Genomic DNA, 13663 nt, shown 5'->3' with positions numbered 1-13663 from the left:
AATTTCATATCTTTTCTAAAAAAAATGTTTTTAGAAAGGAATTGAATGTTAAGACAAAAATTATTTAAAGATTTTTTAAAAAATAAAAAGAATTTAGAAATTCGTAATCAATTAATCGAACTTCATTTACCTTTAGTAAAAAAACTAGCTTATCATTTTAAATATTACCCTAAAGTTTTAACTAAGGAGGATTTGTATCAAGAAGGGATTTTAGGATTAATCAAAGCTCTAAATAATTACCAAGATTTAGGTTATGACTTTATCGCCTATGCAACACCAACAATAAAATCAGCAATCAATGAACTAATAAGAAAAAGCCATTCACCTTCAATTCCCCAAAAAACAACCAAATCAAACAATATCAGTTTTAAAGAAGAAAAACACAAACAACCTAATTGGGATAAAATCCTTAATCCACATCAATTATGGTTAAAACAAGTAAAACATGAATTATTAATAAAAAAACTAAAAACTAAACTAAGTAAAAATGAATTCAATGTTATTTGTTTAAGTTTTGGTATCTCACTAGAAAACAACAACGAACCTAATCAACAACCTCTAACCAATCATGCAATCGCCCAAAAACTAAATTTAACTTTAAAACAAATAGAAAACTTAAAAAAAGACGCCATCAAAAAACTAAACCCAAATTATAAAAATAAGGAGAAATAAAATGTTAAATAAAGTCCAATTAATCGGTAATATCGCCCATAACCTAGAAAAACAATATATCAATAGCAACAACGAACAAATCCCAAAAATAGATTTCAATTTAGCAATTAACAACAAGGATAAAGTGCAATACATCCCTTGTGTAGTGTTTCGTAATCAAGCTGAAAACATGAGTATGTATTTACATAAAGGTTCAAAAATATATGCAGAAGGCACATTATCCATCCAAAAATATACCACAAACGAAGGTAAAACGCGAACCACCATCAAAGTAATTATCCAAAACGTCATCTTTTTAGATAACAAAACCAAATAATATTCAAAAAATTAAGTCCCCAAAAGGGACTTTTTTTATAAACCAAAAGGAGAAAAAAATATGAATAAAAAAGAATTAATTAAATCAATAGCTGAGGTAAATAAAACCTCAATAACCCAAACCGAAGAGTTTTACAATTCATTTGAGAATGCTCTAATTAAAGCAATTACATCAAATGAAGAAGTAGTTTTATCCTCTAAAATTGGCAAATTCATCTTAAAAACTAGAAAAGCCCACACAACACCCGAAACTAAATTCATCATCAATAAACAAACAGGCAAAAAAACAGGCAAAAGAACTGGTAAAAACTTAAAAATTCCTGCAAAAACGGTTGTTAGTTTTAAAATGTCAAAACCAATCAAAGACCAAGTGAAAACTTTAATTTTAAAATAATCCAATTATTTTCTTTTAAACACCTAAGAAAGGAGGTTCTCTATGATCTTAAACAAAAAAATTTATTTGAGTTTTATCGGATTATTGAGTTTAGGTTTATTGATTTTATTAATCTTTGGCATCACCCATTCTCGTCCACCAACTCAAAACCCATCATTAACTAAACAACCCTCATCAACACAACAACAAGAGATCGACCACCAAATCAAATTAGAACAAGCCAAAATCCAAGAACTCCAACAACAAGATCGCACCTTAAAAACCCAAATTGATGAAAATGTTAAAACTTTAACCGACATTATTACTAAAATTAAAACTCTACAAACCGAATTAACTAATAACCCACAATTACCCACAAACACGAAAACCCAAAAACAACAACAATTAACAGAACTGAAAAACCAACAACAAACTCAACAAACCTTAGTAAATAATTTAATAGAACAAAGAAAAGCCTTAAACCAAAATCAAAAAGAAAAACAAGAAGAACTAGAAAAATTAGCCCAAGAAAAAGCTCAACTTCAAACCCAAGAAAACCTTCAACAACAAATTTTCCAATTAAACCAAGCCCTTAATTATGTGGAAGCTAATCAAAAAAGAATTGAAGAATTAAAAACGCAAAAAGAATATCGAAAAAATCAAACTGAATTAAAAAATCTAAATGATTTTCAACTGTTCTTAACCGATCAAAAATTAGCTTTTGAAAAACAAAAGAAAAATTTAACTATCCAATTAAATCATTTAAAAGAAAATAAACCTCTTCCTCATACTAAAAAACAAGTGACATTTAAAGACGTTTACGGCATGGAAAGTGAAAAAGAAGAATTAGAAGACTTATTAACTTATTTTCGCACAAACCAATCCTTAATTAACTTCGATCAAGTCCGCCCCAAAGGTTATTTACTTTATGGACCGCCAGGAACAGGGAAAACCTTTTTAATTAAAGCTCTTTGTGGAGAAGCGAACGTGCACTTTATTAACTTAATTCCTTCTAAATTCCGACAAAAATACATCGGCGAAGGGGAAAAAGAAGTTGATAAAGTGTGGCAAGAAGCCGAAAATCATGATAAAACCATTATCTTTATTGATGAAATCGAAGGATTAGAAAATCGTAATGATTCTAACATTTCTTCAGGAGGAGTCAATGTGATTAATACTTTATTAGATAAATTAGATGGGTTTAATAGTAGTAATAAAAAAATTGTCTTAATGGGAGCGACTAATAATCTTCATAAAATTGATACCGCTTTACGCAGTCGTTTCAGTAAAGAAATCTATATCGGTCATTTAAAAGATCATGAAATTGAAGGTTATTTAAAACATATTATCACCCCTTATCAAATTAGTTATCATACTTTCTTAGCTTTAAAAGATATTACCCAATTATGTCAAGGCAAAAACCTCTCTAACCGTGATTTAACGACCATCATCGAAGAAGCTTACAAAAAAACGGCTAAATGGGCTCAACAAAACCCTCAAACCCATGAAGTCATGTTACCTTCGGATATCGAAGAAGTCTTACAACTAAAATTAAAAACAAAACCTGATTATAGTCAGGTTAAAAAAAGAAGAGAAGCTTGTGAAAATCAATACGCCCAATGGCGTCAAGGGTTCAATCAATATTTAGTTAAACCTAAAGACGAAACCAAAATAGAAACCAAATTTACCTTTGATGGTTTAAACGGAATTAACTATTACAATCGTCGCTATTCTCAAATCCAAGCTGAATTAAATAATATTAATCAGCAATTAACTAAAATCCACCAAGAAAACAAAATCTCCCAATTAGAACAAGAATTAGTCACTTTAAACCAAACGCCTGACAAATATGAACAAACCATTAAAGATAAAAATCAAGAAATCATCGATATTAAAAACAAACTTAAAACTCTTCAAACTAAAGAGGAAAATTTAAGAAAAGAATTAAAGCTAGTCGAAAATCGTCGTGAACTTCAAAAAGAACCCTCTAACTTAGTTTGTTACATCAAAGACCGTCATCCTTTCGACCGTTGGAATAAAAATGGTGATACTTATAACCACACTACTTTAGACGGATTCGATGACGCTTCTTTTGATAAAAAAGATGATAGTCAATTATATTTATATCTAAAATTCGAAAAACAACAACACAAAGGCCCAGGTGGTAATTGCTTAATCGTTAAATACAAAGGACCTAAACACTTCTTAGAAGACGACAAAGACTATTACCTTGGTGATGCTTTCGTTGACGATGCTAATTTCAAATTAACCCATTTCCACCTCCACTTCAACCCTGTCCGTCAAACTTTATCTCTTTACCAAGATAAACATCATGCAGGACCTCAAAACAACAATCAAAAATAATTTCACCAACATTAAAAGACTCTAAATGAGAGTCTTTTTTATTTTAAAAAAACTTTAAAAAACAAAAAGAAAGTGAGAAAACAAAATGGAAATGCAAAAAAAACATTTTATTTATATTTATTTAATAATTGTTGTCACATCAATCATTACAACTTATAACTTTGTTAACCATAATAATTTAGAAAAACATATTAACCTTCAAAACAATCATTTAAAAGAAAAAATTAACCTTATTGAAAAGGAAATGGACGAATTCCAACAAGAAACCCAAAGTAATTTTAAAAAAATTAATGAAAAAATAGATAAATTAGAAGAAATGATAATAAATCAAAATAAATCCAATCAAGAAAGCGAGTAAAAATATGTCAAAAAAAACAAATAAAAACAGTAAAAATCAATCCAAAAACAATAAATCTAACGAAATAATTATCAAAAGAAAAAATCCAACTCCTAAAATAATTATCGAAACTCAAACTAAAAAAGAAAACTGGTTGTTTAAAATCATTAAAACTTTCTTTAACATCTTCAAATGGTGCATCCCATTATTATTAATTGGTGGGGCGTTTTATTGGACCCTTTTCAAATTCTTTCCTGAAGTTTTAAACCAAATCAACGCTTTTACGAACAACACCGCGGCTAAAATAAAAATATTATACGATAAAGCCACACAACCAATTCGCACTTTTGTTGAATATATCTATAATAAACTAACAGGCAACGATAAAGATCCTAATCATAATCCTTCACCGCAAAATAAATTAAGTTATTATCTAGCAACTACTTTAAGTGTCATCGGGATTTGTTTCGGAATTGGAAAAATCGGTAATTGGTTAAAAGGTGGAACAAAAAAAACCATTAAAAAAGGAACTAAAACTATCATTCAAAAAAAAGCTACTTCCAAAATAGCGAATGTCGGTGGTAAAATCCTTAAAATTGGTAGTAAAGCTTTATTTTGGGTTTCTTTAGCTTCAACTGCTTATGAACTTTACCAATTTTATCAAGAAGAAACCAAAATCCCTAATCCTCCACAACAATTAACCCATAAAATGGAAAATCCCCCAACAACAATCTTACAAGCACCACCTATTCAACAACAACCCAACAATGAATTACCAACTATAGTTAATCCAATTCAAGAAGAAATAACCCAAGAAGAAATAACTCAAGAAGAAAGTAAAACTGGTAACCTTAACAATCCCTGATAAAGGTTCAGTTGAATCAACAACTGAATCTACCTTATTACAACAAGAACAACTACATCACAACACACCACCACTAATTGGTGAGGAATTAAAAGAAACTAACCAAACAACGGAAATGCAACAACTAACTCCTGAAGAAATCATCAAAGCCAAAAACTTATTAGAAATCCAACTCCAACAAGAAAAAATTAATAGCTTAACTTTAGAAACCCAAAAAACCAATTTAGAACATGATTTAACTCAAAAACAAGAAGAATTAGAAAACAATCAAAAACTTTCTGAACAAGAAAAACAAGAACTTCAAAAGGAAATCAATCAACAAACTGACAAAATTCGTTCTAAAGAAAATGAAATCTTTACCCAAGATCAAAAGATTAATCAATTAGAAACTGATCTTCACCAAGAAAAAACCATCAACACCGAAAAAGAAAAACAAATTAATCAATTAATCAATCAAATTAACGAACAAAACCAAATGACCGAACAACTCCAAAACCAACTCCAAGAACAAAAATCCCTAATTGAAACTAAAAACCAAGAATTAATAACTAATCAAGCTTTATCTCAACAAGACAAACAAGCACTCCAACAGGAAATCAATCAATTAACTACTAATTTTCAACAAAAAGAAAAAGAATATCAAGCAACTATCTACCAAAAAGACCAAGAAATCACACAATTAAACCAAATCATCAATGAACAAGCCAATGAAATTAACCGTTTAAGCGAGGAATTAGAACAACAAATCGATAAATGGGTGCAACAAGGCCTTCACATTGAAGCGCTCGAAGGAACTATTAAAGCTTTAGAAAACGTCTCTGGTAAATATCTTGAAGAAAACGCCGAACTCCGTCATGAAATCAATAAACTTAAAGAAAAAATAAAAGAAGAACAAAAAGCTCATGAAACAACTAAAATAACCTTAAAAGAAAAAAGTGATAATTTAATACAAAAAACAACAGAATACGAACAAATTAAAAAAACCATAAAAAACCAAAAAACCTGGAAAGGTTCAATTAAACCCTTTACTGCAAAAATTAAAGACGATGTAAACAAAAAAGTCGAAAAAGTAACTTCTTGGTTTAAAAAATGGTTTTAATTAAAATTAAAAAGTCAAATGTGTTAAAATATTGATATATTCAAAAAAATATTAAAAAGGAAAAAGAACCTATGATCAAAATTAAAAAAATAATCAAATGGTTTTTTATTATTTTAGGGGTATTTCTTTTTTTATTGATTGGTTGGATTGTTTTAACCGAAATGGAAATCATTAAATTATCGAAAGAAGAAATTCCTATTTTAAAAGAAACCCAAGTCAAAGAAATTAATAATTGGTATGACGATGAACGAAAATGCGACATGATTGAAGTCCATTATACTTTTGATGGCCTTAATGGCATCGGTTATTATGAACAACAAAAACTTAAGGCAGAACAATTATTTCGCGAACGAGAATCATTAGAAAAACAAGCTAAAGAAAAAAACCTACAAATTTATTTAAATGATAAAGCCATAGATATGAATCGCTCACCTAATAATCCTGAATTAGATAATTTATCACAAAAAATCAGTAAAAATCGCGATGAACTAATCAAAATAAATAAAAAATTAATATTAGACCGACTAGAAAACCAAAAAGAACCCTCTAACTTAGTTTGTTACATCAAAGACCGTCATCCTTTCGACCGTTGGAATAAAAATGGTGATACTTATAACCACACTACTTTAGACGGATTCGATGACGCTTCTTTTGATAAAAAAGATGATAGTCAATTATATTTATATCTAAAATTCGAAAAACAACAACACAAAGGCCCAGGTGGTAATTGCTTAATCGTTAAATACAAAGGACCTAAACACTTCTTAGAAGACGACAAAGACTATTACCTTGGTGATGCTTTCGTTGACGATGCTAATTTCAAATTAACCCATTTCCACCTCCACTTCAACCCAAAAAGAAAAACTTTATCTCTTTATCAAGATAAACACAATAACGATAAAGTCCAAGAAGCCGAAAATAATAAAAGAACCAGCGATGACTGGTGATAAAAAAAGAATAAAAATAAAAGGAGTTTTAATTAATGTTTAAATTAAAAAATCAATTTAAAATAATAAGTATTTGTTTATTTGTTTTATTAGGATTTTTTTTAATTTTTAATACTAAATGTTTGTATGCTTTCCCTGGAATAACTTTAGAAACACAAAAGATCCGATTAGAAGAAAGAAAAAATGAACTAAAGTCACAAGAAATAGTGCTATCTCGAGAACCAAGAAATAATGCAAATATTGAAAGATTATGTCATGTTAGAACGGAAATTGTTAAAATAAATATGGAAATATATATGATAATGCAACAGATTCAAATGCGAGATATCATACAACAACCCCAAACACAAGAAACCCAAAACATTCAAAGGCCAATCGAATAATTCTAAGAAAACATTAAATAATATTAAATATGTTAAATTTAAAGAAATAAAAAGGAGTTTTAATTAATGTTTAAATTAAAAAATCAATTTAAAATAATAAGTATTTATTTATTTATTTATTTATTTGGGATTATTTTTAATAAATAATAATGTTCAAATTATGGCTATAGAAAACAATAAATCTATTCAAACAATTTATAGTATTAAAACAAACAATGATAGAATAAACCAAAATAAACCTACTAAAATTAAACCTATGAAAGTTAGTTACTATGTTAGTAATAAAAATTTATCATTAGAAGATATGGCAAAACAAATAAATATAATTAATTCAATCAAATAATTTAATATAAAATTTATTATTTTAATTAAAAGACCCTCAAGGGTCTTTTTTTTATTTAACAACAACAACTACAACCTTGGAAAGGAAACAAAAATTATGTTAATTAAAAAAATCTTTCAATCTCTACCTAGTAATCTCATCTTTTTCATCATCACCTTACTTTCATTTATTCCGTTTATAATCATTTATTATGTCGTTAAGTTCTATCTTTTCACCGTCAAACTAAGTATTCACCAATTAAAACAAGGAATAGCGGTTAAATTTTATCAATATTTAACCACGAAGCAACCAAATCATCATGTGGAATTTAATTAATACTTGGTTAACTAAACTAAATAACATGCTTAAAACTATAAGTGATTATTTCTTTACTTATCAAAATCAATGGTTAAACTTAGGTTTATTAACGATTATCTTATTATTTATCCCCCATCTTTTATATTTAATTGATTTTCTTTTTAAATGTCTTTATCACATTCTACGGTTTTTTTATTATTTAGGAAAATATCTTTTATTATTATTAAAGAAAATATTTAAGAAAGAATGATTATTATGAGAATTAAAAACTTAAATCAACGCACTAAATTATGGTACCAACATCGAAAAAAATACATCAACGCTTCGGAAATCGCTTCCATTACAGGGTTAGACCCCTTTCGTTCCATGGAACAATTAGTTCATGATAAACTCTTTGGCACCGCTTTTACCTCTAATCAATATACCCTTCATGGTCAAAAAATGGAGCCCATCGCGCGACAGTTTTTCATACAAAAAACCAATTTAATTTTCGAAGACACCATTTTCACTGATGATAAAGTTAACCTTTTTTCAGCATCTTTAGATGGTTACAACGAACAACATCAAGCTGTTTTAGAAATTAAATGTCCTTTTGTTAATGAAAACCAAGAAGTCTCATCCACTTGGACTAGTTTTTTAACCAATCCTCATTTAGAAAATATTCCTCAATACTACTGGGCCCAAGTTCAATGTCAACTTTATTGTAGTCAAGCTAAATTTGCTTACTTTTTGGTTTATTTTAACGACCAAAACTATCATGTGGTACGAATTTATCAAGACAATAACTTTATTAATAAAATGATTGCAGATGGTAAAAAATATTTAGAATTACTACACAAAGCAAAAAAAGAATTATCACAAACAACTTGTTTAAAACAATTAATCAAAATAAAATACAACTAAAACCTTCAATTTGAAGGTCTTTTTTTATACCATTTTCACGAAAGGAAAAAAATATGAAATTATTAATAAAAATATTATCTTTGTTTTTTAAATCTTTGTCATTTTGTATTCTTTTTTGTATTTTGTCATCGCATATTTCTTCTTTATTTTTACACTTATTTTGTACATTTTATTTCTCTCATTATATATATAAAATAATTTATTTTATTTTTTACAGGTGTTTGATTAATGTTGATTTTTAGTATAGTAACAATTTAAAAAAATTAAAAAAAATAAATCTTAATTAAGACTCTCATCACGAGAGTCTTTTTTTATACCCAAAATTTTTAAAAGGAGCATAAAATGAAATTAATTATCTTCGAAGGACTTGACGGTAGCGGAAAAACAAGTCTAATAAAAAGCGTTCAACAAGAATTAGCAAAACAAAGTAACGAAGTAATTGTTATTCGCGGATTAGGAAGTTCTACAATCGGGAATTCTATACGTGAAACGTTTTTAACCCACAATAATTTACATAATTTAACTAGATATTTTTTAAGTTTTGCCAACATGATTCAAACCCAAGAAGAATGTATCAAACCCCAATTAAAAACAAACAAAATCATTTTAGTTGACCGTTGGTTAGGTTCTAATTTTGCCTATCGTGTATATCCTTCAAAAATTGACAAAAATTATCACATTTTTAACAATTTGAGTAAAAAATTCATCAAACCTGATATCACTATTTATCTAAAAATTCATCCTCAATTAGGTTTGGAACGCAAAATAAATCAAAAGAATCATCAATTAGATGTGATTGAAACTAGTTCCTTAACTTATTTTCAACAAGTAGAAAAGGGATATTTTGAATTTTTGAAAAAACAAAACATAGGAACTAAAATTATTTTAAACAATATGAATGATAAAGATGCTAAATTTAATCAACAATACATTATCAAAAAAATAGGAGAAATAAAGAATGGCAATAATAATTAAGAAAAAATGTCAAAACGGCAATTTATATATCCATTATAGCAACGGCAAAATCAAAACTATTAAAAAAGATGGAACTATTCAATGGCGTACCAAAAAAATTAAATTTAAAACCCTAAAAAGACTCTAATTAAGAGTCTTTTTTTTATTTAGAAAGGAATTTGCTTACATGAACCAATTAACTAATTTACATTTTAAAAATATCAATATTTTGAATCAACAATCTTTGTGTGTTAACATCACGAAACAAATAATCCAAACATCTTTATTCAACAAACCATTTAACGAATATATGATAAAAACCCACAAACTCCTAAACGAATATCTTAATAATAAACAACATAACTCTCAAAGCCAAAAAGTAATCCGTGGTAAAATCAATGAATACCTCATTTTATTATATTTTCAAAACAAAGGAATCATCAATTTATACCCACAGGCTTATTTATTCTTCATCCCAGACATTAAATTTGATTTAGTTTTATTCACAGAAACTAAACGAATAATGGCGTTTAATTTCAAAACCTGTCTCCGAGACCGCTATAAACAAGCCATGGTAGAAGGACAACAATTAAAAAAATTAGACACACGTTTTGAGTTTTATTTATTAACTAACAATGAAACAGAAACTCAAAGACTAAACAATAAAATTAATCAAGGAAAAGTACAAGGCATTAATCAAGTAATTAACTTATTTTCCAATTCAGCCAATAATTTCTTACAAAACTTAATTACCGCCAAATTCATCCCTTTTTCTAATATCAATATAATTAAAAAATAAAAAAAGGAGTTAATATTAAAATGTTAACCAACGAACAAAAAGCGTTAAAACAATTAATAAATTATATCGAACAAGGCCAATGGGAAAAGTTAAACCTTTACTGCCAAATAATCAACCCCAAAAATCTACTTAACCCCAAAAATACAAAAATATTTACAGCTTTAAAATATTTATTTTTAGAAAAACAAACATCTCATCCATGGGACAAACCCACTACAAAATCCATTATTATCAAAGAGTTATTAATATATTTACAAACTAATTTCCCACAATATAATTTTACTTTAGATTCTTTAAATTATTTAAATGATGATTTTAATAACCAAAATAATAATCATGTTTTAGATAATCTAAAACATACCTATACCCAAGAAAAACTATTTCAACAATTAATAAAAATCATTAGCCCCACATATGAAAACCAAGACCCCTACCACAAAAATTTATATTACCAAGAAATATTTGATAAATTAAGAAATTTTATCTCTTCAATCCCCCATAAAAACGATAAAACACACTTTACTTTAAACCAAATGGCCTCTTTGCATCCTGAATTTTTTGACACAGATAATCAATCAAAACAAAAAATACAAGAAGAATATTGCCGTTTATCCGAAACTTTTAAAGGACTCAACCAATCCACAAAAGGATTCAAAAAAGGCCAAATAATCACTATTGGGGGGTATACTGGATTAGGTAAAACAACTTTTGTCTACAATCTTCTTTTAGATATAGCCAAAACCAAACACAAAGAAATATCTCATTATCCTCATATTTTGGTATTTTCTTATGAAATGACCTTAGAAGAAAATTTAAATCGTTTATTAGCCCACCAAACTCAAATTCCTCTAGATGTTATTTTAGATAAAAATTTTGAAGATGCCAATATCACACCTCTCAAATACACGGAAAGGATGAAAATAGCAAAACAATTTTTTGCAAACATAAATTTATCATTTAGTTATGATAAAAGCAAAAATATTGATTATGTAATTGATTTAGTTTATCGTTTTTATTTAGAAAAACAAGCAGAAATTATCGTAATTGACCACCTTCAAATAACCAAAACCACAAACCACTTAGAAAATGACCGTCTAGCAATTGATGAAATCATGACTAAATTAAAAAAATTAGCCATTGAATTAAACATTGTTATTATCATTTTATCTCAATTTTCAAGAGATATATACAGCAATTATCAAGGTAAATCACCAGAAATAACAGCTTTAAAAGGAAGTGGCGGAATTGAAACTAACTCAGATATCGTCTTAATGATGTCTGAATTCAAACCCAAACTATCCAAAGACAAAGAAAAGCCCATAAATATATATAATTCAACCTTAGAAGAACTATATTCAGACTATAATGACAATGAAAATCAAAAAATAATCGAAGTATGTATCAAAAAAAATAGAAGTGGTACCAAAAAAACCTTAATTTATCACTTTGAAATGACCACTCAAACCTTCCAAGAAATCGGTTATGTTTTACCTTATAAAATAGAAACTTATTATTAATCAAAAAAACTAGGAGTTAAAATAAATGAATTTTCAAGAAAAAATAAAAAATATTCAAATCAACTTTCCTATGTCAGTTTTATTAAAAAAATTAAATATAATACCACCAAAATTCAATCCCAAATATCGTTTTCCTTGTCCCATTCATCAAGGACAAAACCCAACTTGTTGCCATTTAACTTCAGATAATAAAATTCATTGTTGGAAATGTTGTAAAGATTACGATATTATTGATGTTTATATGGAAATAAGAGGAATTAAAACCTTCAATAACGCTCTTGAAAAAATCAATAACTTTATGAAAACTCAAGAATTTAAAATCTTAATCGAGCAACAAAATTTAACCCCTAATATTTCTTGCGAACCTTTTAAATATCAATTCCACCACAATAAAATCAACAACCCAATTGATGAAAAAGAAATTAACGCTACAAAAACACAATTATTTAAAGAAATATCACCTTTATTTAACCAAATTAGAGATTATTATCATTATTTATTAACCACTAACCGAAATAATGAATCTCACCTAGGATTAGAATATTTAACCCAAAAAAGAAAATTAACTCTAGAAACTATTAAAGAATTTAAACTAGGTTATGCCCCATTATCTGATAAACCTTTATCTTTTCGTTTAGTAAATTATTGTAAAAAGCAAAATATCGATACAACAAAATTAATCGAATATGGTTTTATCAAAGATAAAACCAATCAACAAAATAAAACATATTATCACGATACTTTTCATGGTTCCATCATTATCCCCATTGAAAACGGATATAATAAAACATTTCATTTTTATCAAAATAACTTTCGCGAAGTTTCTTATTTCCAACCTAAATATAAATCACTCAATAATTTTAGTCAAACACCTACTTTTCATTTCAGTTATCGTTTTTTTGAAGCGTTACCTTCTATTAAACAAACGAAAACCATCATTATTCATGAAGGTTTTTTCGATGTCATTAGTTGTTGGCAAAACGGGATTAAAAACGTTGTCGGTCTCATTTGTGTCGCTCAACTACTTTCTAAATCACAAATAGAAATTCTTAAAAAAGAAAATATCAAAGTCATTATCGCCTTAGATAACGACGAAACAGGGGGAAAACGCAGTGAAGCCTTAGGTGAACAACTTAAAGAAGCAAAAATTTTATACGAAATTAGACGCATTTTACCACCTTATGATAAAACTTGTAAAGATGTTGATGATTTATTACGCCAATTCGGAAAAGAAGCATATCAAAAATGTTTTTTAGACCCATACATTACTTATGAAGAGGCTAAAAATAAAATCATAGTCGATTTAGCTATTTATTTTTTTGGAAAAGACAAAGTAGAAATAATTGATTAAAATTATTGCTTTTTAACTAATATATTAAACCTTTACATGTATAATAACATTAAAATACCCCCAAACACACGCATATACCCTAAATTTTGCGATTTTATTTTTCGCAAATTTGGGGATTTTTATTTTTATAACAAAAAACCAAAT

At 27.5% G+C, this 13663-nt stretch carries 19 protein-coding genes; all 19 read left to right on the top strand.

Annotation, left to right across the window (positions count from 1 at the left end; translation table 11 throughout):
- Positions 1-45: 45 nt before the first annotated feature.
- The 19 genes from QN326_RS02725 to QN326_RS02635 all read left to right on the top strand — a co-directional run bounded on the left by QN326_RS02725 (position 46) and on the right by QN326_RS02635 (position 13519).
- Positions 46-672, top strand: a complete 627-nt coding sequence (locus QN326_RS02725; RefSeq protein WP_342386428.1) for a sigma-70 family RNA polymerase sigma factor — start codon at positions 46-48, stop codon at positions 670-672.
- A gap of 1 nt (position 673) precedes the next feature.
- Positions 674-988, top strand: a complete 315-nt coding sequence (locus QN326_RS02720; protein WP_017193042.1) for a single-stranded DNA-binding protein — start codon at positions 674-676, stop codon at positions 986-988.
- Positions 989-1048: 60 nt separating this feature from the next.
- Positions 1049-1381: an HU family DNA-binding protein gene (locus QN326_RS02715; protein ID WP_017193043.1), complete on the top strand. Its 333-nt coding sequence runs from the start codon at positions 1049-1051 to the stop codon at positions 1379-1381.
- A gap of 42 nt (positions 1382-1423) precedes the next feature.
- Positions 1424-3724, top strand: a complete 2301-nt coding sequence (locus QN326_RS02710) for an AAA family ATPase (RefSeq protein WP_342386427.1) — start codon at positions 1424-1426, stop codon at positions 3722-3724.
- An 85-nt stretch (positions 3725-3809) separates the two neighbouring features.
- A complete protein-coding gene (locus QN326_RS02705) occupies positions 3810-4082 on the top strand; it encodes a hypothetical protein (RefSeq protein ID WP_342386426.1) in 273 nt (90 codons plus the stop codon).
- Positions 4083-4086: 4 nt separating this feature from the next.
- Positions 4087-4926 carry a hypothetical protein gene (locus tag QN326_RS02700; protein WP_342386425.1) on the top strand — a complete coding sequence of 280 codons (840 nt, stop codon included), beginning with the start codon at positions 4087-4089 and terminating at the stop codon, positions 4924-4926.
- A 115-nt stretch (positions 4927-5041) separates the two neighbouring features.
- Positions 5042-6025, top strand: coding sequence for a hypothetical protein (locus QN326_RS02695; RefSeq protein ID WP_342386424.1), 984 nt, complete (start codon positions 5042-5044; stop codon positions 6023-6025).
- A gap of 71 nt (positions 6026-6096) precedes the next feature.
- Positions 6097-6972: a hypothetical protein gene (locus QN326_RS02690; protein ID WP_342386423.1), complete on the top strand. Its 876-nt coding sequence runs from the start codon at positions 6097-6099 to the stop codon at positions 6970-6972.
- Positions 6973-7007: 35 nt separating this feature from the next.
- Entirely contained in the window at positions 7008-7355 is a 348-nt protein-coding gene (locus QN326_RS02685) for an SVM family protein (RefSeq protein ID WP_342386422.1), read from the top strand.
- Between the two features lie 66 nt (positions 7356-7421).
- A complete protein-coding gene (locus tag QN326_RS02680) occupies positions 7422-7502 on the top strand; it encodes an SVM family protein (RefSeq protein ID WP_425323429.1) in 81 nt (26 codons plus the stop codon).
- A gap of 13 nt (positions 7503-7515) precedes the next feature.
- Positions 7516-7698, top strand: coding sequence for a hypothetical protein (locus QN326_RS02675; RefSeq protein WP_342386791.1), 183 nt, complete (start codon positions 7516-7518; stop codon positions 7696-7698).
- 96 nt (positions 7699-7794) lie between these two features.
- Positions 7795-8013 carry a hypothetical protein gene (locus QN326_RS02670; RefSeq protein WP_342386421.1) on the top strand — a complete coding sequence of 73 codons (219 nt, stop codon included), beginning with the start codon at positions 7795-7797 and terminating at the stop codon, positions 8011-8013.
- On the top strand, positions 7997-8245 hold the full coding sequence (locus QN326_RS02665) for a hypothetical protein (RefSeq protein WP_342386420.1): 249 nt from the start codon (positions 7997-7999) through the stop codon (positions 8243-8245). Before QN326_RS02670 ends, QN326_RS02665 begins: the two co-directional genes overlap by 17 nt.
- A gap of 5 nt (positions 8246-8250) precedes the next feature.
- Positions 8251-8898 (top strand): lambda-exonuclease family protein, encoded by a 648-nt coding sequence (locus QN326_RS02660; RefSeq protein ID WP_342386784.1) that lies wholly within the window; start codon positions 8251-8253, stop codon positions 8896-8898.
- A gap of 342 nt (positions 8899-9240) precedes the next feature.
- Positions 9241-9873 (top strand): dTMP kinase, encoded by a 633-nt coding sequence (gene tmk / locus QN326_RS02655; RefSeq protein ID WP_342386419.1) that lies wholly within the window; start codon positions 9241-9243, stop codon positions 9871-9873.
- Positions 9857-10000, top strand: a complete 144-nt coding sequence (locus tag QN326_RS02650) for a hypothetical protein (protein WP_187321648.1) — start codon at positions 9857-9859, stop codon at positions 9998-10000. Before tmk ends, QN326_RS02650 begins: the two co-directional genes overlap by 17 nt.
- Before the next feature lie 39 nt (positions 10001-10039).
- Positions 10040-10651 carry a hypothetical protein gene (locus tag QN326_RS02645; RefSeq protein WP_011412462.1) on the top strand — a complete coding sequence of 204 codons (612 nt, stop codon included), beginning with the start codon at positions 10040-10042 and terminating at the stop codon, positions 10649-10651.
- Positions 10652-10671: 20 nt separating this feature from the next.
- Positions 10672-12168 (top strand): replicative DNA helicase, encoded by a 1497-nt coding sequence (locus QN326_RS02640; RefSeq protein WP_342386418.1) that lies wholly within the window; start codon positions 10672-10674, stop codon positions 12166-12168.
- A 25-nt stretch (positions 12169-12193) separates the two neighbouring features.
- Positions 12194-13519, top strand: a complete 1326-nt coding sequence (locus QN326_RS02635; RefSeq protein WP_342386417.1) for a toprim domain-containing protein — start codon at positions 12194-12196, stop codon at positions 13517-13519.
- The last annotated feature ends 144 nt before the right edge of the window (positions 13520-13663 follow it).

It is taken from the genome of Candidatus Phytoplasma asteris (assembly GCF_038505995.1).
GTDB lineage: Bacteria > Bacillota_I > Bacilli_A > Acholeplasmatales > Acholeplasmataceae > Phytoplasma > Phytoplasma asteris.
The sequence above is the reverse complement of the archived record's forward strand: the minus strand, read 5'-3'. Positions and strand labels throughout refer to the sequence as shown.